The sequence below is a fragment of the Aequorivita sinensis genome, from assembly GCF_006346335.1.
In the GTDB taxonomy this organism is placed as follows: Bacteria; Bacteroidota; Bacteroidia; order Flavobacteriales; family Flavobacteriaceae; genus Aequorivita; species Aequorivita sinensis.
Map to the genome: position 1 here is coordinate 69,050 of NZ_VDMC01000004.1, position 23,237 is coordinate 92,286.

Annotated in this window: 35 protein-coding genes; 1 reads left to right on the forward strand and 34 read right to left on the reverse strand. The window is 37.4% G+C overall.

Annotated elements, in window-relative coordinates:
- Window positions 1-283 precede the first annotated feature (283 nt).
- Window positions 284-1,600: a magnesium transporter gene (gene mgtE, locus FHP04_RS06985; RefSeq protein ID WP_139855380.1), complete on the forward strand. Its 1,317-nt coding sequence runs from the start codon at window positions 284-286 to the stop codon at window positions 1,598-1,600.
- A gap of 85 nt (window positions 1,601-1,685) precedes the next feature.
- Here mgtE and FHP04_RS06990 read toward each other — a convergent pair whose 3' ends face one another.
- The 34 genes from FHP04_RS06990 to fusA form a co-directional block, all read right to left on the reverse strand.
- Window positions 1,686-2,600, reverse strand: a complete 915-nt coding sequence (locus FHP04_RS06990; protein ID WP_139855381.1) for a dimethylarginine dimethylaminohydrolase family protein — start codon at window positions 2,598-2,600, stop codon at window positions 1,686-1,688.
- Between the two features lie 63 nt (window positions 2,601-2,663).
- Window positions 2,664-3,950 (reverse strand): citrate synthase, encoded by a 1,287-nt coding sequence (locus FHP04_RS06995; protein ID WP_139855382.1) that lies wholly within the window; start codon window positions 3,948-3,950, stop codon window positions 2,664-2,666.
- A 180-nt stretch (window positions 3,951-4,130) separates the two neighbouring features.
- Window positions 4,131-5,417: a phosphopyruvate hydratase gene (gene eno, locus FHP04_RS07000; RefSeq protein ID WP_139855383.1), complete on the reverse strand. Its 1,287-nt coding sequence runs from the start codon at window positions 5,415-5,417 to the stop codon at window positions 4,131-4,133.
- A gap of 43 nt (window positions 5,418-5,460) precedes the next feature.
- On the reverse strand, window positions 5,461-6,570 hold the full coding sequence (gene carA, locus FHP04_RS07005) for a glutamine-hydrolyzing carbamoyl-phosphate synthase small subunit (RefSeq protein WP_139855384.1): 1,110 nt from the start codon (window positions 6,568-6,570) through the stop codon (window positions 5,461-5,463).
- A 138-nt stretch (window positions 6,571-6,708) separates the two neighbouring features.
- On the reverse strand, window positions 6,709-7,185 hold the full coding sequence (rplQ, locus tag FHP04_RS07010) for a 50S ribosomal protein L17 (protein WP_139855385.1): 477 nt from the start codon (window positions 7,183-7,185) through the stop codon (window positions 6,709-6,711).
- Window positions 7,186-7,328: 143 nt separating this feature from the next.
- A complete protein-coding gene (locus FHP04_RS07015) occupies window positions 7,329-8,321 on the reverse strand; it encodes a DNA-directed RNA polymerase subunit alpha (protein ID WP_139855386.1) in 993 nt (330 codons plus the stop codon).
- A gap of 22 nt (window positions 8,322-8,343) precedes the next feature.
- Window positions 8,344-8,949 carry a 30S ribosomal protein S4 gene (gene rpsD / locus FHP04_RS07020; RefSeq protein ID WP_139855387.1) on the reverse strand — a complete coding sequence of 202 codons (606 nt, stop codon included), beginning with the start codon at window positions 8,947-8,949 and terminating at the stop codon, window positions 8,344-8,346.
- Between the two features lie 132 nt (window positions 8,950-9,081).
- Entirely contained in the window at window positions 9,082-9,483 is a 402-nt protein-coding gene (rpsK, locus tag FHP04_RS07025) for a 30S ribosomal protein S11 (protein ID WP_139855388.1), read from the reverse strand.
- 11 nt (window positions 9,484-9,494) lie between these two features.
- Complete coding sequence (rpsM, locus tag FHP04_RS07030; protein WP_139855389.1) at window positions 9,495-9,869, reverse strand: 30S ribosomal protein S13; 375 nt, start codon at window positions 9,867-9,869, stop codon at window positions 9,495-9,497.
- A 3-nt stretch (window positions 9,870-9,872) separates the two neighbouring features.
- Window positions 9,873-9,989 carry a type B 50S ribosomal protein L36 gene (gene ykgO / locus FHP04_RS07035; RefSeq protein ID WP_009779203.1) on the reverse strand — a complete coding sequence of 39 codons (117 nt, stop codon included), beginning with the start codon at window positions 9,987-9,989 and terminating at the stop codon, window positions 9,873-9,875.
- 48 nt (window positions 9,990-10,037) lie between these two features.
- Entirely contained in the window at window positions 10,038-10,253 is a 216-nt protein-coding gene (gene infA / locus FHP04_RS07040; RefSeq protein ID WP_139855390.1) for a translation initiation factor IF-1, read from the reverse strand.
- A gap of 104 nt (window positions 10,254-10,357) precedes the next feature.
- Window positions 10,358-11,701 carry a preprotein translocase subunit SecY gene (gene secY, locus FHP04_RS07045; RefSeq protein WP_139855391.1) on the reverse strand — a complete coding sequence of 448 codons (1,344 nt, stop codon included), beginning with the start codon at window positions 11,699-11,701 and terminating at the stop codon, window positions 10,358-10,360.
- Window positions 11,702-11,713: 12 nt separating this feature from the next.
- Complete coding sequence (gene rplO / locus FHP04_RS07050; protein WP_139855392.1) at window positions 11,714-12,166, reverse strand: 50S ribosomal protein L15; 453 nt, start codon at window positions 12,164-12,166, stop codon at window positions 11,714-11,716.
- 14 nt (window positions 12,167-12,180) lie between these two features.
- Window positions 12,181-12,360, reverse strand: a complete 180-nt coding sequence (gene rpmD / locus FHP04_RS07055) for a 50S ribosomal protein L30 (protein ID WP_139855393.1) — start codon at window positions 12,358-12,360, stop codon at window positions 12,181-12,183.
- An 11-nt stretch (window positions 12,361-12,371) separates the two neighbouring features.
- Window positions 12,372-12,896: a 30S ribosomal protein S5 gene (gene rpsE, locus FHP04_RS07060; protein ID WP_139855394.1), complete on the reverse strand. Its 525-nt coding sequence runs from the start codon at window positions 12,894-12,896 to the stop codon at window positions 12,372-12,374.
- Between the two features lie 8 nt (window positions 12,897-12,904).
- On the reverse strand, window positions 12,905-13,261 hold the full coding sequence (gene rplR / locus FHP04_RS07065; protein ID WP_139855395.1) for a 50S ribosomal protein L18: 357 nt from the start codon (window positions 13,259-13,261) through the stop codon (window positions 12,905-12,907).
- Window positions 13,262-13,272: 11 nt separating this feature from the next.
- Window positions 13,273-13,815: a 50S ribosomal protein L6 gene (gene rplF, locus FHP04_RS07070; protein WP_139855396.1), complete on the reverse strand. Its 543-nt coding sequence runs from the start codon at window positions 13,813-13,815 to the stop codon at window positions 13,273-13,275.
- A 15-nt stretch (window positions 13,816-13,830) separates the two neighbouring features.
- Window positions 13,831-14,232 (reverse strand): 30S ribosomal protein S8, encoded by a 402-nt coding sequence (gene rpsH, locus FHP04_RS07075; RefSeq protein ID WP_139855397.1) that lies wholly within the window; start codon window positions 14,230-14,232, stop codon window positions 13,831-13,833.
- A gap of 89 nt (window positions 14,233-14,321) precedes the next feature.
- A complete protein-coding gene (gene rpsN / locus FHP04_RS07080) occupies window positions 14,322-14,591 on the reverse strand; it encodes a 30S ribosomal protein S14 (RefSeq protein WP_139855398.1) in 270 nt (89 codons plus the stop codon).
- Window positions 14,592-14,594: 3 nt separating this feature from the next.
- The gene (gene rplE, locus FHP04_RS07085; protein WP_139855399.1) at window positions 14,595-15,146 is read right to left on the reverse strand and encodes a 50S ribosomal protein L5; all 552 of its coding nucleotides are present in this window, start codon (window positions 15,144-15,146) and stop codon (window positions 14,595-14,597) included.
- 2 nt (window positions 15,147-15,148) lie between these two features.
- On the reverse strand, window positions 15,149-15,463 hold the full coding sequence (gene rplX / locus FHP04_RS07090; protein ID WP_139855400.1) for a 50S ribosomal protein L24: 315 nt from the start codon (window positions 15,461-15,463) through the stop codon (window positions 15,149-15,151).
- A 13-nt stretch (window positions 15,464-15,476) separates the two neighbouring features.
- Window positions 15,477-15,845 (reverse strand): 50S ribosomal protein L14, encoded by a 369-nt coding sequence (gene rplN, locus FHP04_RS07095; RefSeq protein ID WP_045079247.1) that lies wholly within the window; start codon window positions 15,843-15,845, stop codon window positions 15,477-15,479.
- Window positions 15,846-15,847: 2 nt separating this feature from the next.
- Entirely contained in the window at window positions 15,848-16,111 is a 264-nt protein-coding gene (gene rpsQ / locus FHP04_RS07100; protein ID WP_139855401.1) for a 30S ribosomal protein S17, read from the reverse strand.
- Window positions 16,112-16,126: 15 nt separating this feature from the next.
- On the reverse strand, window positions 16,127-16,318 hold the full coding sequence (rpmC, locus tag FHP04_RS07105; RefSeq protein ID WP_139855402.1) for a 50S ribosomal protein L29: 192 nt from the start codon (window positions 16,316-16,318) through the stop codon (window positions 16,127-16,129).
- 11 nt (window positions 16,319-16,329) lie between these two features.
- Window positions 16,330-16,749 carry a 50S ribosomal protein L16 gene (gene rplP / locus FHP04_RS07110; protein ID WP_062622470.1) on the reverse strand — a complete coding sequence of 140 codons (420 nt, stop codon included), beginning with the start codon at window positions 16,747-16,749 and terminating at the stop codon, window positions 16,330-16,332.
- A gap of 18 nt (window positions 16,750-16,767) precedes the next feature.
- On the reverse strand, window positions 16,768-17,490 hold the full coding sequence (gene rpsC, locus FHP04_RS07115; protein WP_139855403.1) for a 30S ribosomal protein S3: 723 nt from the start codon (window positions 17,488-17,490) through the stop codon (window positions 16,768-16,770).
- 4 nt (window positions 17,491-17,494) lie between these two features.
- Complete coding sequence (rplV, locus tag FHP04_RS07120) at window positions 17,495-17,905, reverse strand: 50S ribosomal protein L22 (RefSeq protein ID WP_139855404.1); 411 nt, start codon at window positions 17,903-17,905, stop codon at window positions 17,495-17,497.
- Window positions 17,906-17,911: 6 nt separating this feature from the next.
- Window positions 17,912-18,190, reverse strand: a complete 279-nt coding sequence (rpsS, locus tag FHP04_RS07125) for a 30S ribosomal protein S19 (RefSeq protein ID WP_139855405.1) — start codon at window positions 18,188-18,190, stop codon at window positions 17,912-17,914.
- A gap of 3 nt (window positions 18,191-18,193) precedes the next feature.
- Window positions 18,194-19,018 carry a 50S ribosomal protein L2 gene (rplB, locus tag FHP04_RS07130; protein WP_139855406.1) on the reverse strand — a complete coding sequence of 275 codons (825 nt, stop codon included), beginning with the start codon at window positions 19,016-19,018 and terminating at the stop codon, window positions 18,194-18,196.
- Window positions 19,019-19,044: 26 nt separating this feature from the next.
- On the reverse strand, window positions 19,045-19,335 hold the full coding sequence (rplW, locus tag FHP04_RS07135) for a 50S ribosomal protein L23 (RefSeq protein ID WP_139855407.1): 291 nt from the start codon (window positions 19,333-19,335) through the stop codon (window positions 19,045-19,047).
- Between the two features lie 7 nt (window positions 19,336-19,342).
- Window positions 19,343-19,972: a 50S ribosomal protein L4 gene (gene rplD, locus FHP04_RS07140; RefSeq protein ID WP_139855408.1), complete on the reverse strand. Its 630-nt coding sequence runs from the start codon at window positions 19,970-19,972 to the stop codon at window positions 19,343-19,345.
- The gene (gene rplC, locus FHP04_RS07145; protein WP_139855409.1) at window positions 19,972-20,583 is read right to left on the reverse strand and encodes a 50S ribosomal protein L3; all 612 of its coding nucleotides are present in this window, start codon (window positions 20,581-20,583) and stop codon (window positions 19,972-19,974) included. The genes rplD and rplC overlap by 1 nt, the downstream gene beginning before the upstream one ends.
- Window positions 20,584-20,790: 207 nt before the next feature.
- Window positions 20,791-21,096 (reverse strand): 30S ribosomal protein S10, encoded by a 306-nt coding sequence (rpsJ, locus tag FHP04_RS07150; protein ID WP_010181931.1) that lies wholly within the window; start codon window positions 21,094-21,096, stop codon window positions 20,791-20,793.
- Window positions 21,097-21,107: 11 nt separating this feature from the next.
- Window positions 21,108-23,237, reverse strand: a complete 2,130-nt coding sequence (gene fusA, locus FHP04_RS07155) for an elongation factor G (protein ID WP_139855410.1) — start codon at window positions 23,235-23,237, stop codon at window positions 21,108-21,110.

The following is a 23,237-nucleotide window of genomic DNA, read 5'->3' on the forward strand; positions in this document are numbered from 1 at the left end:
CATTATAGCTCTATTTATTTGTAATTACAATCTGTTGTAACCCCACGCAATCCAATCTACATAGAAGAAAATATATTTTAATCCCTAAAAAATTAACTTTACATGGTTCCTTAAGCTTAATTAACAAGTTAATTTTATAATGTTAAAATAAATTACAGAAAAACACCAAAGACTAAAAACTAATTTACATTAAAGCCCTTTGTACCTTTATTGATTATATTTACGCAAGTTCACCTTTCCTATTTCTAAAAATAACACTTCATATCATTTCAATTATTTAGTTATGGTAAATTTTCAAAATCAACATCCAGCAGACGTAGCTGAGCAATTAAGAGATATGGACAACGACGAAAGAAACTTGTCTTTTTTAATGCTTACATCTGAAAAAAAAACTGAGGTTTTTCGTTTTTTAGAGCCATCATTTCAAATAAAGATCATCAAAGCTTTAGGAAACCAAGAGCTATCTGATGTTTTAAACAATCTACCTCCTGACAACAGAACTAAGCTTTTTGAAAATTTTCCAGACTATCTTATTAAGACTTCCATAAACCTTCTAAACCCTGAAGAAAGAGAGATAGCACTCAGTTTAATTGGCTATAAAAAAAATAGTATAGCGCGATTGATGACACCTCATTATATACAAACAAAAGCAGAAAAAACTGTTAGTGAAGTCTTATCATTTATAAAAAAAGAAGGAAAAAAGGCAGAGACTTTAAACTTTGTTTATGTCGTTGATAATGAAAACAAACTCATTGATGACCTTAGGATAGGACAATTACTACTAGCCGATTCTGACACAAAGATATCCGAACTAATGGACCATCACGTCTTAGCCATCACTTCTACAACGTCAGTAGAAGACGCTGTGGAAATTTTTGATAAGTACGATCGCTCAGCCTTACCGATTATCACAGAAAGTGGTGTATTAGTGGGCATAGTAACATTCGACGATATTTTAGACAGGGTTCAAGAACAAACCACTGAAGAAATTCAAAAATTTGGAGGTACTAAAGGATTAGAAATGTCGTACACAGAATCAACGCTTTTTGACCTTGTAAAAAAAAGAGCAAGTTGGCTAGTGATTCTGTTTTTTGGTGAAATGCTCACCGCTTCAGCTATGGGGATTTTTGAAGGAGAAATTGAAAAAGCGGTTGTACTTGCATTGTTTGTTCCTCTTATCATTTCAAGTGGTGGTAACTCAGGGTCTCAAGCAGCCTCATTAATTATTAGAGCTATGGCCTTAAAAGAATTAAAGCTAAGAGACTGGTGGTATGTAATGAAAAAAGAACTACTCTCTGGAGTGTTGCTTGGCGCAATTTTAGGATCTATAGGATTTTTACGAATATTATTATGGCAAAAAGTAGGATTCTACAATTACGGCGAGTTTTGGCTTGAGGTTGCATTAAGCGTTTCGGTTTCCTTAGTATTTATTGTTCTTTGGGGAACTCTTTCAGGCTCTTTAATTCCATTTATATTGAAATCATTTAAAATGGACCCTGCGACAGCTTCAGCTCCATTTGTGGCAACATTAGTTGATGTTACAGGAATAATTATCTTCTTTTCGATTGCAGCATTCTTCTTGGCAGGAAAATTATTGTAGCCAATTTCATTTTAAAAATAAAAAGCCATCCGCATGCGGATGGCTTTCATATATTTTTTAAACTTCTGTAAAATTCGCTGAGGTATTAATCTCGAATTAAAGGCAATGTAGAGCAACGTAGCAAACCCTCTTGCTTTGCAATCTCAGCATAAGGCACTTCTTCCACAGTAAAACCTTGCTCACGCAGCCAAGTGTTTAATCTTGTAAAATTCTTTTCTGAAATAACCACATCTGGAGAAATAGAAAAAATATTGCTATTCATGTCGTACATTTCTCTCTTGCTAATATGGAAACAATTTTCTTTACCGAAGAAATTAACGAGCCACTCGTACTCTTCGTCAACTAAAAATCCTTCTTTATGGATAATTGCTTTCCCTCTACCCAATGGCTGGAAGCAGCAATCTAAATGAAGTGCATTATCTTCAGCCACAGTGTTGCTTTTTCTTAGGCTAAAAGATTTAACTGTTTTATGCGGAAACAATTTTCGAAGGTGTTCTACCCCCTTCATGTTTGTTCTAGCAGTGATATAGTCTGAATAATCATCACCGTAATATGTTCCAACAAAGATATAATCTCCCCAAGGCATTACATCACCACCTTCTATATGTGCAGCTTCTGGGAATTCAATTATTTTTGAAGGGTCTATTTCATCAATTACCGAATGAATAGCATCTATTTCTTTACTTCTATCCTCAAGAATATTTGCTTTAAAGAACTTATCTTCAATTACGAAAGCAATATCTCTAGTAAAGATTTGATTGTAGTCTTCTATCGAATCTGGGCGGTAAACTTTTACGTTGTATTTTTCAAATACCGCAGCCACTGCTTCCATTTCCTTAACCATATCTTCATCTTTAGGATAAGTACCTGCTTTTATATGTTCTGCAGATTTTGGATCGTATGCGTCTTCTAATTTAGGAACAGGACCATTACTATCTGCGCGCCCGAGTACTACGGCACGTAGTTGTGAAATTTCGTCGTTTATATTCAACTTTATCATAATAGCAAATATAGAAAAAGCACCTCTATACCGAAGTGCTTTTAAATTTATTAGAAATAATAATTATCTTTTTTCAACTGTTTTAAATTCACGCAATTTTTCGCCGATATAAATTTGACGTGGACGTCCTATTGGCTCCTTGTTTAAACGCATCTCTCTCCATTGAGCAATCCATCCTGGCAAACGACCTAATGCAAACATTGGCGTAAACATTTCTACTGGAATTCCTAAGGCACGGTAAATAATACCTGAGTAAAAGTCAACGTTAGGATATAGTTTTCTCTCTACGAAATACGGGTCTTCTAAAGCTTCTTTTTCTAATGCTTTCGCGATATCTAAAATATCATCTTGGATTCCAAGATTTTCTAAAACATCATCCGCAGCTTTCTTTATGATTTTAGCACGTGGGTCGAAATTTTTGTAAACTCTATGACCAAAGCCCATCAATCTAAACGGATCGTTTTTATCTTTTGCTTTTGCCATGAATTTTTTAGTATCTCCACCATCGGCTTTTATTTCTTCAAGCATTTCAATAACAGCTTGATTAGCACCACCGTGAAGTGGCCCCCATAAAGCTGCAATTCCAGCAGAAATAGAAACAAATAATCCAGCGTGTGAAGAACCAACAATTCTCACTGTAGATGTAGAGCAGTTTTGCTCGTGGTCTGCGTGTAGAATCAACAATTTATCTAGCGCCTCTAAAACAATTTCGTTAGTAGTGTAGTCACCACTTGGCTTTTTGAACATCATCTTCAAAAAGTTGTCTACATAACCAAGTGTATCCCCACCATAGTCCAATGGAAGCCCCATACGTTTTCTGTATGTCCAAGCCGTTAAAACAGGGAATTTACCAAGAATCTTAACTATAGCCTTATACATATCCTCCTCACTATCAACATTGACAGACGATGGATTAAAAGCTACTAAAGCTGAAGTTAAAGAAGACAACACGCCCATTGGGTGTGCAGCTTTTGGAAATCCATCCAAGATTCTTTTTACATCTTCGTCAACGTGTGACTGCGCTTTAATATCTTCGTGGAATTTATTAAGCTGAACTTCAGTTGGCAATTCACCAAAAATTAGCAAATAGCATACCTCTAAAAAATGTGCTTTTTCAGCAAGTTCTTCAATGGCATAACCTCGGTAACGTAACACTCCTTTTTCACCATCTAAAAATGTAATAGCACTTTCGCAAGCACCCGTATTTTTATATCCTGGATCTAAAGTTACAACACCACCGGTACTGCTCCTTAGAGTTTTTACATCTATACCAATTTCATTTTCAGTTCCTTCCACTACCGGGAATTCATATTTTTTACCTTCTATTTCGAGGGTCGCCATCTTTGCCATAAAGTATCGTGTATATTTAATTTTTTCAGAAATGCTAAATTACAAAATTTCAAGCAATTTTTTTAAGTTTTGCCTATTAAGTTAGGTTAAAAAAACCTTAATACGCAGGGCATAGACATCATTTTTATAGACATAAAAAAACCTCGTCTAAAACGAGGTTTTAATTTACTTTATAAATGCCTAAATTTTAAAGGCATTTTGCTGTGGAAAGTATGCAACTTCACCCAATTGCTCCTCAATTCTAAGCAATTGATTGTACTTCGCCATTCTATCACTACGTGATGCAGAACCAGTTTTTATTTGCCCACAGTTTAATGCCACTGCAAGATCTGCAATAGTATTATCTTCTGTTTCACCACTTCTATGACTCATCACCGAAGTATATCCTGCATTATGCGCCATATTCACAGCTGCTATAGTTTCAGTTAAAGTTCCAATCTGATTAACCTTAATAAGAATTGAATTAGCAATACCTTCTGAAATACCTCTAGAAAGTCTTTCAACGTTGGTTACAAATAAATCGTCACCTACCAGCTGAACTTTATCACCAACCTTCTCAGTAAGATATTTCCAACCTTCCCAATCGTTCTCATCCATCCCATCTTCAATAGAAATAATTGGATATTTTGAACATAATTCGGCTAAATAATCTGCTTGCTCTGTAGAAGTGCGCACTTTTCCTTTCTCGCCTTCAAATTTGGTGTAATCGTATTTACCATCAACATAAAATTCTGCCGCAGCACAATCTAATGCTATCATAACATCATCACCCAATTTGTAACCAGCTTTTTCAGTAGCTTTTGCAATAGTATCTAAAGCATCTTCTGTTCCATTTAGAGTTGGAGCAAAACCACCTTCATCACCAACAGCAGTACTCAAACCACGATCGTGTAAAACTTTTTTAAGATTATGGAAAATTTCTGACCCCATTTGCATGGCATGAGCGAAATTTTTAGCCTTAACTGGCATAATCATAAATTCCTGAAATGCAATTGGCGCATCACTGTGAGAACCACCATTGATAATATTCATCATTGGCACAGGAAGTGTTTTAGCACTTACACCACCAACATATCTATATAAAGGCTGCCCTAATTCGTTTGCAGCCGCCTTAGCACAAGCCAAAGAAACCCCTAAAATAGCATTAGCCCCAAGATTTCCTTTGTTTGGAGTACCATCTAGCTCCATCATTGTTTTGTCTATAAGACCTTGTTCAAATACAGAAACACCTAATAGTGTACCTGCAATTTTTCCATTTACATTTTCAACTGCATTTAAAACGCCTTTGCCCATGTAATCTTTTCCACCGTCGCGAAGCTCTACAGCCTCGTGTTCCCCGGTTGAAGCTCCTGATGGCACAGCAGCACGGCCCATATATCCATTTTCAGTAATTACGTCAACCTCTATAGTAGGGTTTCCTCTAGAATCGAAAATCTGTCTAGCATTGATGTCGATAATGATACTCATTGCAATGTTATTAATTGTTAGTTGTTATTTGTTAAGTAAAATATTACTTGTGTTTTTCTATTATATCAATAAATTGATCAAAAAGGTATGACGCATCGTGTGGTCCAGGACTTGCTTCTGGATGATATTGTACAGAAAAAGCAGGCTTGTTTTTCAGACGAATCCCAGCTGCGGTATGATCGTTTAAGTGTTCGTGTGTTATTTCTATATTCGGATTAGCCTCAGCTTCTTCCCTATTGATTGCGAAACCATGGTTTTGAGAAGTAATTTCACCTTTACCTGTAATAAGATTCATTACTGGGTGGTTAATACCACGATGACCGTTGTGCATTTTATAAGTAGAAACTCCATTTGCTAGGGCCAACATTTGATGTCCTAAACAAATTCCAAACATTGGAAGCTCCTTATCTAGGATAGTTTTTACAACTTCAATTGCACTTTTTAACGGCTCTGGATCACCAGGACCATTTGAAATAAAGTATCCATCTGGATTAAAAGCTTCTAAATCTTCAAAACTTGAATTGTATGGGAATACTTTTATATAGCAATCACGCTCGGCAAGCATTCGTAAAATATTCTTTTTAATACCAAGATCCAAAGCTGAAACTTTATACTTAGCATTCTCATCTCCGAAGAAATATGGTTCTTTAGTTGAAACTTTTGAAGCTAACTCTAAGCCATCCATATTGGGAACATCGGCTAATTGCTTTTTTAGGCCTTCAATATTATCTACTTCCGTAGAAATTACGGCATTCATCGCTCCGTTATCTCGTATGTAATTTACTAACGCTCGTGTATCTACATCACTAATAGCAAGTAAATTATTTCTATTTAAAAATTCTTCTAGTGAGTCGTCAGCTGCCGGACGTGAATAGTGGTAGCTAAAATTACGCACCACCAAGCCTGCAATTTTAACACCTTCCGATTCTACTTCTTCTTTATTAGTACCATAATTCCCAATGTGAGCATTGGTGGCTACCATAATTTGACCAAAGTAAGAGGGGTCTGTAAAAATCTCTTGATACCCCGTCATTCCAGTATTAAAACAAACTTCACCAAAGGCCGAGCCTTCTTTGTTACCTACCGCTTTACCGTAGAACACAGTTCCATCTGCTAATAAAATAAGTGCTTTTTTTCGTGTTTGATATTTCATCTTTTGAAGGCTTTCAACCCATCGATAATCTTTGGGTGACAATTATTAGGTTTCTCAAAAATCTTTGCAAAAATAGTATAAAAAAAAGGGATAAACGAAAACGCTTATCCCTTTGTTATTTTATGAATAAAAAATCATTTATTCTTCTTCTTTTTTAGCTTGTGTAGCTTTTGCTGGAGCAGCTTTTGCAGCACCGCTTCCACGACGACTTCTACGAGTAGATTTCTTCTTGGTTGCTTTACCAACATTGTAGATTTCGTTGAAATCAACTAGCTCTATCATTGCCATATCAGCGTTATCACCTAGACGATTACCCAATTTAATAATACGAGTGTAACCTCCTGGACGATCACCTACTTTTGGCGCAACAGTTCTAAAAAGCTCTACAACTGCATCTTTTTGACGCAATTTAGCCATAACCAAACGACGGTTATGAGTAGTGTCTTCTTTAGACTTAGTTACTAATGGCTCAACAAATTGCTTAAGCGCTTTTGCTTTAGCAACCGTAGTGTTAATTCTCTTGTGCTCGATAAGAGAACTTGCCATGTTAGCCAACATTGAGTGTCTGTGGGCAGTTTTTCTTCCTAAGTGATTGTGTTTTTTTCCGTGTCTCATGACATTTTAGTTTTCATCATCTTGCTACAAAATCCGTTCATCGGAGAGCAAACTATGATGGGTTAATTTTAAAGATTTGAGATAATAGACGTGAGATATGAGACTAAAATCTAACATCTCACGTCTAAGGTCTCAAGTCTGTTCTAGTCTTTATCTAATTTATATTTTGCAAGGTCCATCCCGAAGTTTAGGCCTTTAACACTTACTAACTCTTCAAGCTCTGTAAGTGATTTTTTACCGAAGTTACGGAACTTCATCAAGTCATTTTTGTTGTAAGATACAAGGTCTCCCAAGGTATCAACTTCAGCAGCCTTTAAACAGTTTAGCGCACGAACCGAAAGATCCATATCTACTAATTTAGTTTTAAGCAACTGACGCATATGAAGAGATTCCTCATCATAAGTTTCAGTTTGTGCAATCTCATCAGCCTCTAAAGTTATGCGCTCATCGCTGAACAACATAAAGTGGTGGATTAATGTTTTTGCAGCTTCAGTCAATGCATCTTTTGGGTGAATTGATCCGTCTGTTTGGATTTCGAAAACCAATTTTTCGTAATCTGTTTTCTGCTCTACACGGAAGTTTTCAATACTGTACTTCACATTTTTAATTGGAGTGTAGATAGAATCTGTAAAGATAGTTCCTAAAGGAGCATTGGCTTTTTTGTTCTCTTCTGCAGGAACATAACCGCGGCCTTTTTCGATAGTAATTTCGAAATTAAGGTTTACCTTCTTATCCATATTGCAAAGAACCATATCTGGGTTCAATACTTGGAAACCTGAAATAAATTTTTGGAAATCGCCAGCTTTTAACTGATCTTTTCCAGAAACTGAAATAGTAACTGTTTCGTTATCTATTTCTTCAATTTGTCTTTTGAAACGAACTTGTTTCAGGTTCAAAATAATTTCGGTAACATCTTCCACTACTCCGGCAATGGTAGAAAATTCGTGATCCACGCCTTCGATACGTACCGAAGTAATGGCGAATCCTTCCAAAGAGGATAGTAATACGCGTCTTAATGCGTTACCAATGGTAAGACCGTAACCTGGTTCCAAAGGACGAAATTCAAATTTCCCTTCGAAATCGGTAGAGTTTACCATTATAACTTTATCAGGCTTCTGAAAACTAAATACTGCCATAATTGACTTTCTGTGTTTTTTATTATTTAGAATATAATTCTACAATCAACTGTTCGTTGATGTTTTCTGGAATTTGGATACGCTCAGGAATAGAAACGAAAGTTCCTTCCTTTTTCTCTCCGTTCCAAGTGATCCACTCATAAACGTGACTTGCGTTAGCCAATGAATCGTTGATTGCTGTAAGAGATTTTGATTTCTCTCTAACTGCCACTACATCTCCAGGCTTAAGTTGGTATGATGGAATGTTTACTTTTTCACCATTTACAGTGATGTGTCTGTGAGAAACAAGTTGTCTAGCACCTGAACGTGTAGGAGAAATTCCCATTCTGTACACTACGTTGTCTAAACGAGACTCACACATTTGAAGCAATACTTGACCTGTAATTCCAGGAGCAGCGTTTGCTTTCTTAAACATATTTCTGAACTGACGCTCTAAAATACCGTAAGTGTATTTTGTTTTTTGCTTTTCAGCAAGTTGAATTGCGTATTCAGATTTTTTTCCACGACGACGTGTGTTACCATGTTGTCCTGGAGGGTAATTTCTTTTTTCGAAAGATTTGTCGTCTCCGAAGATTGCTTCCCCGAATTTACGGGCGATTTTAGTTTTTGGACCAGTATATCTTGCCATTTCTAATTTAAGGTTTTGAAGAAAAACTAAATTAAGGTCGTTTTATAGAGAACACTTGGAGGCGCAATAAATTGCACCTCAAGCTCTCGATCCTTTAGTCTTTGATTCCTTCAGATTGATATTTACTATTTATTAAACTCTTCTTCTCTTTGGAGGACGGCATCCGTTGTGCGGCATTGGAGTAACATCGATAATTTCAGTTACTTCAATTCCTGCATTGTGGATAGATCTTATTGCAGATTCTCTTCCGTTTCCTGGACCTTTTACGTAAACTTTTACTTTACGTAAACCAGCGTCATGAGCAACTTTTGCACAATCTTCTGATGCCAACTGAGCAGCGTAAGGAGTATTTTTCTTAGATCCACGGAAGCCCATTTTACCGGCTGAGGACCATGAGATAACATCTCCATTCTTATTTGTTAACGAAACAATAATGTTGTTGAAGGAAGCAGTAATATGTGCCTCACCAACAGATTCAACATTAACTTTACGTTTTTTAACTTGTTTTGTAGTCTTAGACGTTGTCTTTGCCATAACTCTAGGTTTTATTTAGTTGCTTTTTTCTTGTTAGCAACAGTTTTACGTTTTCCTTTTCTAGTACGAGAGTTATTCTTAGTACGTTGTCCTCTTAATGGAAGACCTGTTCTGTGACGAATACCTCTGTAACAACCAATATCCATTAAGCGCTTAATGCTTAATTGAACTTCACTACGTAATTCACCTTCGATTTTGAACGATCCAACAGCGTCACGAATAGCACCGATTTCATCATCGTTCCATTCACTTACTTTTTTATCTTCGTCAACTCCGGCTTTGTTCAGAATATCTTGGGCACGGCTTCTACCGATTCCAAAGATATACGTTAACGCGATTACACCCCTTTTGTGCTTCGGGATATCTACACCTGCGATTCTTGCCATAACTTATCCTTGTCTTTGTTTGAACTTTGGGTTCTTTTTGTTAATTACATATAATCTACCTTTTCTGCGTACAATTTTGCAGTCGGCACTTCTCTTTTTTACGGATGCTCTTACTTTCATCTCTCTTTGATTTAATTTATTGTTCAATGAACCTGTGAGGTCCGTTGTTTAGTATCTGTATGTTATTCTCGCCTTAGTTAAATCGTAAGGGCTCATTTCAAGCTTTACTTTATCACCAGGCAACAATTTAATATAATGCATACGCATTTTTCCAGAAATGTGAGCGGTTACAATATGACCATTTTCCAATTCAACACGAAACATAGCATTTGAAAGCGCTTCAACTATACTCCCATCTTGCTCAATTGCGTTTTGTTTTGCCATTTTTTAATATAATTTAAATTAAAGGTGAATTTTAAAGAGTGCAAAAGTACGATAAACTTTTTAAAATCTCATACTTACACTTTAAATAGTTCACCCTATTACATTTAAGCTACCGCTTTTCTGTTTTTTCCTGTTTTCATTAAGCCATCGTAATGACGGTTTAATAAGTAGGAGTTTACTTGTTGCATGGTGTCGATAGCCACACCTACCATAATTAGTAGTGATGTACCACCATAGAATAATGCCCAACCTTGTTGGATCCCCATCAACTTAACTACGAATGCAGGGAAAATAGCAATAAGCGCTAAGAAGATAGAACCTGGAAAGGTAATTTGAGACATAATTCGATCTAAATATTCTGCAGTTTGACTTCCTGGCTTAATACCTGGAATAAATCCACCACTTCTTTTTAAGTCATCAGCCATTTTGTTCGTAGGAACAGTAATAGCAGTGTAGAAGTATGTGAAAATAATAATCAAGATTGCGAATACTACGTTATACCAAAGGCCAAATATATCACTAAATGTAGCTTGAACACCTTGAGCGAACTCGCTATCAGATAAACTAGCAACTGCAGATGGCACAAACATAATTGCTTGCGCAAAGATGATTGGCATTACTCCAGATGCATTTAGCTTTAATGGAATAAACTGACGAGCACCAAAAATATTCTTTTCATATCCGCCACTCGCTGTTCTTCTTGCATATTGTACTGGTATTTTACGAACAGCCATTACCAACATAATTGATAATAGAATAATCACAAACCAAATAACCAATTCAATAAGAATCATAATCAAACCTCCGTTTGATTCCATTACTCTTGAAACAAATTCTTGAGCAAACGATTGCGGCATATTTGCGATGATACCCACCATAATAAGTATGGAAATACCATTACCAACTCCTTTGTCGGTAATTTTCTCACCTAACCACATAGCGAATATTGTTCCTGTTACAAGTATAATTACAGATGAAACATAGAACATAAGGCTTTGCCCCATAACAAATGCTTCTGGTGGCACTCCCATTGCTGGAAGACCTGCAAGGTAACTCGGTGCCTGAACCAAACATATACCGATAGTTAACCATCTAGTAATTTGATTGATTTTTTTACGGCCACTTTCTCCTTCTTTCTGTAATTTCTGTAGGTATGGAACAGCAATTTGCATTAACTGTACTACAATAGAAGCTGAAATATAAGGCATAATACCTAAAGCAAAAACAGAAGCGTTGGCAAAAGCCCCTCCTGTAAATGCGTTTAGTAAACCACCAATACCGCCAGAGTCAAATTGACCTGCGAACTGTGCCAACATATCTGCATCTATCCCAGGTAATACTACTTGCGCACCAAAACGGTACACTAATAGCATTCCTAACGTAAGCAAGATGCGGTTACGAAGCTCTTCTATTTTCCAAACATTTTTTAAGGTATCGATAAATTTCATCCCTATCTTTTGTTACAATATTACTACTTCACCTCCGGCAGCTTCAATAGCTTCTTTTGCCGAGGCAGTAAACTTGTGCGCAGATACTTTCAGTTTTGCTTTTATCTCTCCTCTACCTAAAATCTTAACCATTTCATTTTTTCCAGCAAGACCTAAACCAAATAAGGTTTCAAAGTCAACGGCATCTTTTATTTTCTTGTCGTCAACCAATTGTTGTAAAGTATCGATGTTGATACCTTTATACTCCTTACGGTTGATGTTTGTAAATCCAAACTTAGGAACACGACGTTGTAATGGCATCTGACCACCTTCAAATCCAAGTTTCTTTGAATATCCTGAACGTGATTTTGCACCTTTATGTCCGCGGGTAGCAGTGCCACCTTTACCGGAACCTTGTCCGCGACCTACTCGCTTGCCTTTGTTTTTCGCCGATCCTGCGGCGGGTTGTAAGTTACTTAAATCCATTTTTTCGTGTTTCCTTATTTAGTTTCAACTGAAACTAAGTGATTAACTTTATTGATCATACCAAGTATGCTTGGCGTATCTTCGTGTTCTATGGTTTGTCCTATTTTACGTAGGCCAAGTGCTTCCATAGTTTGTTTTTGGTCTTTTGGGCGATTAATTACGCTTCTAACCTTTGTTACTTTTATTTTTGCCATCGCTTTGATATTTATCCTTTGAATACTTTTTCAAGTGAAATCCCACGTTGATCAGCGATTGTTTGGGCGCTACGCATTTGCAATAGAGCGTCAAAAGTTGCTTTAACAACGTTATGTGGGTTTGAAGATCCTTGAGATTTTGACAATACATCGTGTACTCCAACAGCTTCAAGTACCGCACGTACAGGTCCACCAGCGATAACTCCTGTACCAGGCGCAGCTGGGATAAGGTTTACGCGAGCACCACCGTACTTACCTTTTTGCTCGTGTGGAAGCGTTACTTTGTTAAGTGGAATACGAACTAAGTTTTTCTTAGCATCTTCAATAGCTTTTGCTATTGCGCTAGCAACGTCTTTGGATTTCCCAAGACCTTGTCCAACCACTCCTTTCTCATCTCCAACAACTACAATAGCTGAAAATCCGAAGGCACGACCACCTTTGGTCACCTTGGTTACACGTTGTACACCTACCAAACGGTCTTTTAAGTCAAGACCTCCTGGTTTTACTAATTCTACGTTTTTATAATCTTGATACATAATTTTACTTAGAATTTAAGGCCACCTTCTCGTGCACCTTCAGCTAATGATTTTACTCTTCCGTGGTATAGGTAACCGCCTCTGTCGAAAGCGATGGTTTCAACACCAGCTTTAACAGCTTTTTCTGCGATTAATTTCCCAACCATTTTTGCAGCTTCAACTTTATTTGTATTTGAAGCGTCTATCTCTTTATCTCTTGAAGATGCAGCGGTAATGGTTTTCCCATTTACATCGTCAATTATTTGAGCGTATATTTCTTTGTTGCTTCTGTAAACAGCCAAACGTGGACGACTTTCAGTCCCCTCAACCGTTTTTCTGATTCGCATGCGCAAACGCTCTCTTCTTTCGTATTTTGATAATGCCATAACTCTATTTGTTATGCAGATTTACCTGCTTTTCTTCTTAATTGTTCACCTACAAACTTGATACCTTTTCCTTTGTAAGGTTCTGGCTTACGGAAACTACGAATTTTTGCAGCTACCTGTCCAACTAATTGCTTGTCGTGCGAAGTTAGTTTTACAATCGGGTTCTTACCTTTATCAGATACGGTTTCCACTTTTACTTCTGGAGCGATATCCATAACGATGTTGTGTGAAAATCCTAAAGCTAAATCTAGTTTTTGTCCTTGGTTGCTCGCGCGGTAACCCACACCAACCAATTCTAATTGTTTAGTCCAACCTTTACTTACACCCTCAATCATATTATTAACTAAAGCTCTGTATAGACCGTGTCTTGCAGTGTGATCTTTAGAGTCTGAAGGGCGTTCCACTATTACGTGGTCATCTTCTACTTTCATGGTTATATCAGAGTATTCCTGAGATAACTCACCTAATTTTCCTTTTACGGTAATTACGTTGTCTTTAATATCAACTGTAACTCCTTGTGGGATTGCTACCGGGTTTTTACCTATTCTTGACATTTCTTTGTCTATTTTTTAGTAAACGTAACACAATACTTCACCTCCTACATTCTGAGCTTTAGCTTGCTGTCCTGTCATAACTCCTGAAGAAGTTGAAACAATAGCAATTCCTAATCCGTTCAGAATACGTGGAAGTTCTGTTGAACCTGCGTATTTACGTAAACCTGGTTTACTAATTCTTTGAATTTTCTTGATCACTGGCTCTTTAGTAAGCTTATCATATTTAAGAGCGATTTTGATGATACCCTGTGGAGTACTTTCGTCATCAAATTTGTAGCTCAATATGTAACCCTGATCAAAAAGGATTTTTGTAATCTCCTTTTTAAGATTTGACGCTGGAATCTCTACTACGCGATGTCCGGCTTTTGCAGCATTTCTAACTCTAGTTAGATAATCTGAAATTGGATCTATATTCATTTATTGATATTTGCGGTTGTGGTTTTTGCCCGTTAATCGAAACAAACCTTCAACCAATTTATATTAAATTTTGGAACAAATTATTGTTCTTACCAAGATGCTTTACGGACACCAGGAATAAGGCCTTGGTTAGCCAATTCACGGAATGTAACACGTGAAACTCCAAAAGTTCTCATATACCCTCTTGGTCTTCCTGTAAGTTTACAACGGTTGTGTAAACGTACTGGAGAGGCATTTTTTGGCAGTTTTTGCAAACCTTCCCAGTCACCAGCTTCTTTTAAAGCTTTGCGCTTGGCTGCATATTTTGCTACCATTTTCTGTCTCTTAACCTCACGGGCTTTCATTGATTCTTTAGCCATCTCTTAGTTCTTTTTAAAGGGTAACCCTAATTCTTGTAATAATGATTTCGCTTCTTTATCGGTTTTAGCTGAAGTAACAAATGTAATATTCATTCCTTCAATCTTCTTCACCTTATCGATATCGATTTCAGGGAAGATAATTTGCTCGGTAATTCCTAAAGAGTAATTCCCTCTTCCGTCAAAACCTGTAGCTTTAATTCCGTTAAAGTCACGTACCCTAGGCAATGCTGAAGTAACCAATCTATCAAAAAATTCGTACATGCGCTCTCCACGTAACGTAACTTTTACACCAATTGGCATACCTTTACGTAATTTGAAGTTTGCAACGTCTTTCTTAGAGATAGTTGGAACCGCTTTTTGCCCGGTTATCTTAGTAAACTCATCAACCGAATAGTCAATAAGTTTCTTATCAGCTACTGCTGCACCCACTCCGCGGGAAACAACAATACGCTCTAATTTTGGTACTTGCATGACGTTTGTGTAACCAAATTCGTCAGTAAGAGCATTGATCACTCTGCTTTTGTACTCGTCTTTAAGTCTTGGTGAATATGCCATAACTATATTGCTTGATTCGATTGTTTTGAAAACCGTACTTTTTTACCATCTTCCATTTTATATCCTACTCTTGTAGCTTTTCCAGATTTTGGATCTACTAAAGATAGGTTTGAAATATGGATAGGAGCTTCTTTCTTAACGATACCACCTTGTGGGTTAGCAGCGCTAGGCTTCTCATGTTTAGAAACCATATTTACTCCTTCTACGATTGCTTTGTTTTTGTCAAGGAATATTTTCATTACCTTACCTTCTGAACCTTTATGGTCTCCGGCAGTAACTACTACTGTATCTCCCGATTTTATTTTAAGCTTTGTCATCTTAGTTTTCATATTAAAGCACCTCTGGTGCCAATGATACTATTTTCATAAATTGCTTGTCGCGAAGTTCTCTTGCTACCGGTCCAAATACACGTGTTCCTCTCATTTCACCTTGTGGGTTTAATAAAACACATGCATTATCATCGAAACGGATGTAAGAACCATCAGGTCTTCTAATTTCCTTAACAGTACGTACTACTACTGCTGTAGAAACTGCACCTTTCTTAATGTTTCCATTAGGAGTAGCTTCTTTTACTGAAACTACTATTTTATCACCTATAGAAGCATACCTTCTTTTTGTACCGCCTAATACACGGATGCAAAGTACTTCTTTAGCACCGGTATTATCTGCGACTTTGAGTCTTGATTCTTGTTGTAACATAATTACTTCGCTCTTTCAATTATTTCTACTAATCTCCAACATTTGGTTTTACTTAAAGGTCTTGTTTCCATGATCCTTACTGTATCACCTTCATTGCAGTTGTTTGTCTCGTCGTGTGCAACGTACTTTTTCGTCTTTGTCACGAACTTTCCGTACATAGGGTGCTTTAATTTCTTAACCTCTGCAACTACAATAGACTTATCCATTTTGTTACTGGTTACCACACCGATACGTTCTTTTCTTAAATTTCTTTTAATTTCTTCCATCTTTCAGCTGTACAATTATTGCACTTCTCTATTAGTTAGTTCAGTCGCTATTCTTGCTATCACTCTTCTTTGAGATCTTAGTTGAATTGGATTTTCCAACGGTGAAATGGTGTGAGCCATTTTTAGGTCTACATAGGCTTTTTTAGTTTCAGCAAATGATTCCTGAAGTTCTGCCGTTGTTGCTTTCTTAATTTCTGATTGTTTCATCTTTCAAAAAATTATGCTTGGAAATCCCGAGACATTACAAATTTAGTTTTTACTGGAAGCTTTTGTGCTGCAAGGCGCAACGCTTCTTTAGCTGTTTCAACTGGTACACCAGATACTTCGAAAAGTATTCTACCTGGTTTTACTACAGCAGCGTAATATTCAACAGCACCCTTACCTTTACCCATACGTACTTCAAGAGGTTTTTTGGTAATTGGCTTATCTGGGAAAATCATAATCCAGATAGACCCCTCTCTTTTCATAAAACGAGTAGCAGCAATACGAGCAGCTTCAATTTGTCTAGCTGTAAGAAATTCTGATTCCAACGATTTTATACCGAAGGTTCCATACGCTAATTGATTACCACGTCCGGCATCACCTTTCATACGGCCTTTTTGATGTTTACGGTATTTTGTTCTTTTAGGTTGTAACATTTTCTTCTGTTTAAAAAATTACTTTCTGCGGCGTGCTTTGTTGCCACCGCGTCCTTGAGCACCTTTACCACCTTTTTTGCCAGTCGAAAGACCAACTAGTGGAGAAAGTTCTCGCTTTCCATATACTTCGCCTTTCATAATCCATACTTTAACACCCAATCTACCATAAGTAGTGTGTGCCTCAACTAAAGCGTAGTCAATATCGGCTCTAAAAGTTGACAATGGGATACGACCTTCTTTGTAAGATTCTGAACGAGCCATTTCTGCTCCGTTCAAACGTCCTGAAATTTGAACCTTAATACCTTCTGCATTCATACGCATTGTTGCTGCAATAGCCATTTTAATTGCACGACGGTATGAAATACGGCTTTCAATTTGGCGTGCAATACTAGCAGCTACCAAATACGCATCTAATTCAGGTCTTTTGATCTCATGAATGTTGATCTGCACCTCTTTGTCTGTAATTTTTTTAAGCTCTTCTTTTAGCTTGTCTACTTCCTGTCCACCTTTCCCGATAATAATACCAGGACGGGCAGTGGTTATAGTAACGGTTACAAGCTTAAGCGTACGCTCAATAATTACTCTACTCACACTAGCTTTACTTAAACGAGCGTGGATATATTTCCTGATCTTGTCGTCTTCGGCTAATTTGTCGCCGTAGTCGTTGCCTCCGTACCAGTTGGATTCCCAACCTCTAATGATACCTAAGCGATTTCCGATTGGATTTGTCTTCTGTCCCATTTAATTAATTGCTTTGTGTGTTATCGTTAGCTGCCAATACCAGTGTTACGTGGTTGGAGCGTTTTCTAATTCTGTGTGCACGGCCTTGTGGTGCAGGACGAAGTCTTTTTAACATCGTACCACCATCCACACGGATTTCTTTAACAAAAAGATCTGCGTCTTCAATTGAAGCATCTTCGTTCTTTTGCTGCCAGTTTGCAATAGCAGATAAAAGTAACTTCTCTAATTTACGAGAAGATTCTTTTGAACTAAATCTCAATATGTTAAGTGCTTTATCTATTTTCTCACCACGTACCAAGTCTGCCATTAAACGCATCTTTCTTGGTGAAGTGGGGCAATTGTTCAATTTAGCAAAGTATAATGTTTTCTTTGCCTCCTTGATTGCTTCTGCTCTTTCTCTTTTACGAACTCCCATGGCCTATTATTTTTTACCTTTGTTTTTAGCACCTGCATGACCACGGAATGATCTTGTAGGTGAAAATTCTCCTAGTTTATGCCCTACCATGTTTTCTGTTACATACACAGGAACAAATTGACGTCCGTTATGAACAGCAATGGTTTGACCAACAAAATCTGGAGTAATCATAGAAGCACGTGACCAAGTTTTGATAACGGTCTTCTTATTACCTTCAACATTTTGCTGAACTTTCTTGTCTAGTTTATAATGAACGTACGGTCCTTTTTTTAACGATCTTGCCATAACTTATTTCTTTCTACGTTCTAAGATATATTTATTACTTGCTTTCGTTCTAGTACGTGTTCTGTAACCTTTTGCAGGTATACCATTTCTAGAACGTGGGTGTCCTCCTGAAGCTTTACCTTCACCACCACCCATTGGGTGATCAACAGGGTTCATAACAACTGGTCTTGTACGAGGTCTTCTTCCTAACCATCTGCTTCTACCAGCTTTACCTGATACTAACAATTGATGATCGTGATTAGAAACCGCTCCAATAGTAGCTAAACAATTAGCCAATACCAATCTAGTTTCACCAGATGGTAATTTGATAGTTGCATATTTACCTTCACGAGCCATAAGCTGTGCGAAAGTACCTGCACTTCTAGCCATTACCGCGCCTTGTCCTGGACGAAGCTCGATGCAAGAAATAACTGTACCTAAAGGGATTGCCGAAAGTGGCATTGCGTTTCCAATTTCTGGAGCAACTGAGTCACCAGAAACAATATTTTGTCCAACTTGTAGTCCGCTTTGCGCAATTACATATCGCTTTTCACCATCTTGGTAATTTAAAAGCGCGATAAACGCTGTACGGTTTGGATCGTATTCAATACTAGCAACTGTAGCAGGAATTCCGGCTTTGTTGCGTTTGAAGTCGATAATTCGATATCTTCTTTTATGACCACCACCTTTGTAGCGCATGGTCATTTTTCCTTGACTGTTTCTACCACCAGATTTTTTAATCGGAGCAAGTAAAGACTTCTCCGGCTTATCGGTTGTAATGGCGTCAAAACCATTAACAACCCTAAAACGCTGACCTGGGGTGATTGGTTTTAATTTTCTTACTGACATTTTCGTCTAATTAGATCTAAGTTATCTTAGATGTTACTGTAAAAATCTATTGTATCACCTTCCGCCACCTGTACGATTGCTTTTTTGTAAGCATTCGTTTTACCAGTTTGGACACCTGTTTTTGTATAACGGGTCTTCCTATCAGGGCGGACATTTATTGTGCGAACTTTTTCAACAGAAACTCCGTAAGTGGCCTCAACCGCTTTCTTGATTTCTATCTTATTCGCCTTTGGGTTCACTACGAAACCAAAAACATTATTGTCTTCAGCATCTTTAGTAGCTTTTTCCGTAATTATAGGTTTAATTAAGATGTTCATCCTGTTTCTATTTACTTAAGTTTGTTTCAATTCCTTCCAAAGAACCTTCAAACAGCACTAAACTGTTTGCATTCATAATTTTGTATGTACTTAATTGTGAGCTAGTTACAACTTCAGTACCTTTCAAATTGCGAGAGGACAAATATACATTATTATTTAAGTCTCCCAACACAAATAAAGATTTTTTATCGTCTAGTCCTAAGTTCTTTAAAACCGACACAAAATTCTTTGTTTTAGGTGCATCAAAATTCAACTCTTCCATAACGTAGATCGCTTTGTTATTTGCCTTCATTGAAAGGGCAGATTTACGAGCTAAACGCTTAAGATTTTTGTTTAATTTGAATGAGTAGTTACGTGGACGAGGTCCAAACATTCTACCACCACCTTTAAAAACACCAGACTTGATGCTACCCGCACGAGCAGTACCAGTTCCTTTTTGTTTCTTTATCTTTCTAGTAGAACCAGCGATTTCAGCGCGTTCTTTTGATTTATGCGTTCCTTGTCTTTGATTTGCAAGGTATTGCTTTACATCAAGATAAACTGCGTGATTGTTAGGCTCTATTCCGAACACATCTGCAGAAAGTTCAACTTTTCTACCTGTGTCTTTTCCGTTAATGTCTAATACAGCTACCTTCATTATTTCTCAATCATTACATAAGAGTTTTTGTGTCCTGGGATTGCTCCTTTAACAACAAGTAAGTTCTTTTCAGCAACTACTTTTAAAACTCTTAAATTTTCTACTTTTACTCTTTCGTTGCCCATTTGTCCAGCCATACGCATTCCTTTGAATACTCTCGCAGGATATGATGCAGCTCCAATAGAACCTGGTGCACGTAAACGGTTGTGCTGACCGTGTGTAGCTTGTCCTACACCGCCAAAACCGTGACGCTTAACAACTCCTTGAAAACCTTTACCTTTAGATGTACCTACTACATCAACGTACTCTCCTTCGGTAAAAAGTTCCACAGTAAGTGTGTCACCTAATTTGTAATCTTCTTCAAAATACTTGAATTCGGCGACTTTGCGTTTTGCAACGGTTCCTGCTTTTTTTGCGTGCCCTTCAGCAGCTTTAGTAGCAGTCTTCTTGTCATCGAAACCAAGTTGAAGAGCTTCGTACCCGTCAACCTCTTTGGTTCTGACTTGGGTAACAACACAGGGTCCTGCTTCAATAACGGTACACGGAATATTCTTTCCGTTCTCGTCAAAGATGCTGGTCATCCCTATCTTTCTTCCAATTAACCCAGACATATTTATTAAATTAAAAATTATGAATTCCAAATGCAGAAGTCGATTCCTACATTCTTCCTTCGATTGTTTACTATTTATTGTTTGAAAAACAAACGGGATCAAAATAAATCCGATCCCGAATGTTACTTTGTTTTCCGTTTTTCCGTCGCTAACAAGCTCGGGACATTTTAGTGATCCTGAATTCAGAAAACTGAACTCAAAATTTTATCACACTTTAATCTCTACTTCTACACCACTTGGCAACTCTAACTTCATTAGAGCGTCAATCGTTTTTGAAGAAGAACTGTAGATATCCAAAAGTCTTTTGTAAGAACTTAATTGGAATTGCTCTCTACTCTTCTTGTTTACGTGTGGAGAACGTAATACTGTAAAGATTTTTTTATGTGTTGGTAAAGGAATTGGCCCTGTTACTACAGCTCCAGTACTCTTTACTGTCTTTACGATTTTTTCAGCAGATTTGTCCACCAAATTGTGATCGTAAGATTTTAGTTTAATTCTAATTTTTTGACTCATTGCTGAAATTATTATTCGTTAGCGGTTCCTCTTGCTGCTGCAATTACACTTTCTGATATGTTAGAAGGTGTTTCAGCATAATGTGAAAATTCCATTGTTGAAGTAGCACGACCTGATGACAATGTTCTTAATGTAGTTACATAACCAAACATTTCAGAAAGCGGCACCTCAGCCTTGATAACTTTAGCACCGGCACGGTCACCCATACTAGCGATTGTTCCACGACGACGGTTAAGGTCACCAACTATATCACCCATGTTTTCTTCAGGTGTAAGCACCTCAAGCTTCATAATAGGCTCAAGAATTACAGCTCCAGCTTTCTTAGCAACTTCTTTGAAACCAATTTTTGCAGCTAATTCAAAAGATAATGCATCAGAATCCACAGGGTGGAAAGATCCATCTTTTAAAGTAACTTTCATAGCATCAACCTCAAAGCCTGCAAGTGGTCCATTAACCATTGCTTGAGTGAAACCTTTTTCTACAGCTGGGATAAATTCTTTTGGTACGTTACCACCTTTAATAGCGTTAACAAATTCCAATCCAATTTTTCCTTCTTCAGCTGGCTCAAGTGTAAATACAATATCTGCGAATTTACCACGACCACCAGATTGCTTCTTGTAAACTTCTCTATGGTCTGCAACTTTAGTTACAGCTTCTTTGTACTCAACTTGTGGTTGACCTTGGCTTACTTCTACTTTAAATTCGCGACGTAAACGATCAACGATAACATCTAAGTGAAGCTCACCCATTCCAGAGATAATTGTTTGTCCAGAAGCTTCGTCTGTACGAACTTGGAATGTTGGATCTTCTTCAGCAAGCTTAGATAAAGCCATACCTAATTTATCAACATCCGCTTTTGTTTTTGGCTCTACCGCAACCCCGATTACTGGGTCTGGGAAATCCATACTTTCCAAAATAATTGGATGCTTTTCTGCTGTTAGTGTATCACCAGTTTTAATATCTTTAAAACCAACTCCTGCACCAATATCTCCAGCTTCAATAAAATCGATAGCATTTTGCTTGTTAGCGTGCATTTGGTAAATACGAGAAATACGCTCTTTATTACCAGTACGGTTATTTAGAACATATGATCCTGCATCTAAATGACCAGAGTAAGCACGGAAGAAAGCTAAACGACCTACGAATGGGTCAGTAGCAATTTTAAATGCCAGTGCCGCGAAAGGCTCTTCTACACTTGGCTTACGTAATTCTTCTTTTTCAGTATCAGGATTAACCCCTACGATACCTTCTTTATCCATTGGAGAAGGCAAGTAACGACATACAGCATCAATTAAGAACTGTACTCCTTTATTTTTAAATGAAGAACCACAAATCATTGGAATAATGCTCATATCCATTACAGCAGCACGAAGAGCAGCATGCACTTCATCCTCAGTAATAGAATCTTCATCTTCCATATATTTTTCTAGAAGGTTTTCGTCGTAAGCAGCAACTTCTTCAATTAGTTTACCGCGGTACATACGAACTTCCTCTTTCATATCTTCAGGAATTTCAACAACGTCGAAAGTTGATCCGAATGTTTCATCATGCCAAACAATAGCACGGTTTTTCACTAAATCAACAATTCCTTTAAAATCAATCTCTTCACCTAATGGCAATACGATAGGCACTGCATTAGAACCTAACATATCTTTAACCTGCTGGCACACGCCTAAGAAGTTAGACCCATTACGGTCCATCTTATTAACGAAACCAATACGAGGCACCTTATAGTTATCAGCAAGTCTCCAGTTTGTTTCAGATTGTGGCTCTACACCATCAACAGCACTAAACAAGAAAACCAACCCATCTAGTACACGCAATGAACGGTTTACCTCTACGGTAAAATCTACGTGACCAGGAGTATCGATTATATTAAAGTGGTATTCTTTAGTTTCTGGTAATGGTTGTGCATTTTCCATTGGAAATTTCCACTTACAAGTAGTGGCAGCAGAAGTAATTGTAATACCACGCTCTTGCTCTTGCTCCATCCAGTCCATAGTAGCAGACCCTTCGTGAGTTTCTCCTAACTTATGGTTTACCCCAGTGTAAAAAAGGATACGTTCTGTAGTTGTTGTTTTACCGGCATCAATATGCGCGGCGATTCCGATGTTTCTTGTGTATTTTAAATCTCTTCCCAT

Excerpts from the sequence above, each read along its gene's own strand:
- rplV (WP_139855404.1), bottom strand. The coding sequence starts at position 17,905 with ATGGGAGTTCGTAAAAGAGAAAGAGCAGAAGCAATCAAGGAGGCAAAG.
- rplN (WP_045079247.1), bottom strand. The coding sequence starts at position 15,845 with ATGTTACAACAAGAATCAAGACTCAAAGTCGCAGATAATACCGGTGCT.
- rpsC (WP_139855403.1), bottom strand. The coding sequence starts at position 17,490 with ATGGGACAGAAGACAAATCCAATCGGAAATCGCTTAGGTATCATTAGA.
- carA (WP_139855384.1), bottom strand. The coding sequence starts at position 6,570 with ATGAAATATCAAACACGAAAAAAAGCACTTATTTTATTAGCAGATGGA.
- rpmC (WP_139855402.1), bottom strand. The coding sequence starts at position 16,318 with ATGAAACAATCAGAAATTAAGAAAGCAACAACGGCAGAACTTCAGGAA.
- rpsN (WP_139855398.1), bottom strand. The coding sequence starts at position 14,591 with ATGGCTAAAGAATCAATGAAAGCCCGTGAGGTTAAGAGACAGAAAATG.
- FHP04_RS06995 (WP_139855382.1), bottom strand. The coding sequence starts at position 3,950 with ATGGCAAAGATGGCGACCCTCGAAATAGAAGGTAAAAAATATGAATTC.
- rplB (WP_139855406.1), bottom strand. The coding sequence starts at position 19,018 with ATGTCAGTAAGAAAATTAAAACCAATCACCCCAGGTCAGCGTTTTAGG.
- ykgO (WP_009779203.1), bottom strand. The coding sequence starts at position 9,989 with ATGAAAGTAAGAGCATCCGTAAAAAAGAGAAGTGCCGACTGCAAAATT.
- mgtE (WP_139855380.1), top strand. The coding sequence starts at position 284 with ATGGTAAATTTTCAAAATCAACATCCAGCAGACGTAGCTGAGCAATTA.
- rplW (WP_139855407.1), bottom strand. The coding sequence starts at position 19,335 with ATGAACATCTTAATTAAACCTATAATTACGGAAAAAGCTACTAAAGAT.
- fusA (WP_139855410.1), bottom strand. The coding sequence starts at position 23,237 with ATGGGAAGAGATTTAAAATACACAAGAAACATCGGAATCGCCGCGCAT.
- infA (WP_139855390.1), bottom strand. The coding sequence starts at position 10,253 with ATGGCAAAACAAAACGCAATTGAGCAAGATGGGAGTATAGTTGAAGCG.
- rpmD (WP_139855393.1), bottom strand. The coding sequence starts at position 12,360 with ATGGCAAAAATAAAAGTAACAAAGGTTAGAAGCGTAATTAATCGCCCA.
- eno (WP_139855383.1), bottom strand. The coding sequence starts at position 5,417 with ATGAGTATCATTATCGACATCAATGCTAGACAGATTTTCGATTCTAGA.
- rpsH (WP_139855397.1), bottom strand. The coding sequence starts at position 14,232 with ATGAATATAGATCCAATTTCAGATTATCTAACTAGAGTTAGAAATGCT.
- rpsK (WP_139855388.1), bottom strand. The coding sequence starts at position 9,483 with ATGGCAAAGACAACGTCTAAGACTACAAAACAAGTTAAAAAACGTAAA.
- rpsE (WP_139855394.1), bottom strand. The coding sequence starts at position 12,896 with ATGTATCAAGATTATAAAAACGTAGAATTAGTAAAACCAGGAGGTCTT.
- rplE (WP_139855399.1), bottom strand. The coding sequence starts at position 15,146 with ATGGCATATTCACCAAGACTTAAAGACGAGTACAAAAGCAGAGTGATC.
- rpsJ (WP_010181931.1), bottom strand. The coding sequence starts at position 21,096 with ATGAGTCAAAAAATTAGAATTAAACTAAAATCTTACGATCACAATTTG.
- rplP (WP_062622470.1), bottom strand. The coding sequence starts at position 16,749 with ATGTTACAACCTAAAAGAACAAAATACCGTAAACATCAAAAAGGCCGT.
- rplX (WP_139855400.1), bottom strand. The coding sequence starts at position 15,463 with ATGACAAAGCTTAAAATAAAATCGGGAGATACAGTAGTAGTTACTGCC.
- rpsM (WP_139855389.1), bottom strand. The coding sequence starts at position 9,869 with ATGGCAAGAATCGCAGGTGTAGATATCCCGAAGCACAAAAGGGGTGTA.
- rpsS (WP_139855405.1), bottom strand. The coding sequence starts at position 18,190 with ATGGCAAGATCGTTAAAAAAAGGACCGTACGTTCATTATAAACTAGAC.
- rplQ (WP_139855385.1), bottom strand. The coding sequence starts at position 7,185 with ATGAGACACGGAAAAAAACACAATCACTTAGGAAGAAAAACTGCCCAC.
- rplC (WP_139855409.1), bottom strand. The coding sequence starts at position 20,583 with ATGTCTGGGTTAATTGGAAGAAAGATAGGGATGACCAGCATCTTTGAC.
- rplF (WP_139855396.1), bottom strand. The coding sequence starts at position 13,815 with ATGTCAAGAATAGGTAAAAACCCGGTAGCAATCCCACAAGGAGTTACA.
- FHP04_RS07015 (WP_139855386.1), bottom strand. The coding sequence starts at position 8,321 with ATGGCAGTATTTAGTTTTCAGAAGCCTGATAAAGTTATAATGGTAAAC.
- rpsQ (WP_139855401.1), bottom strand. The coding sequence starts at position 16,111 with ATGGAAGAAATTAAAAGAAATTTAAGAAAAGAACGTATCGGTGTGGTA.
- rpsD (WP_139855387.1), bottom strand. The coding sequence starts at position 8,949 with ATGGCAAGATATACTGGTCCAAAAACTAAAATCGCCCGTAAATTCGGG.
- secY (WP_139855391.1), bottom strand. The coding sequence starts at position 11,701 with ATGAAATTTATCGATACCTTAAAAAATGTTTGGAAAATAGAAGAGCTT.
- rplR (WP_139855395.1), bottom strand. The coding sequence starts at position 13,261 with ATGGCATTATCAAAATACGAAAGAAGAGAGCGTTTGCGCATGCGAATC.
- rplO (WP_139855392.1), bottom strand. The coding sequence starts at position 12,166 with ATGGATTTAAGTAACTTACAACCCGCCGCAGGATCGGCGAAAAACAAA.
- FHP04_RS06990 (WP_139855381.1), bottom strand. The coding sequence starts at position 2,600 with ATGATAAAGTTGAATATAAACGACGAAATTTCACAACTACGTGCCGTA.
- rplD (WP_139855408.1), bottom strand. The coding sequence starts at position 19,972 with ATGAAGGTAGCTGTATTAGACATTAACGGAAAAGACACAGGTAGAAAA.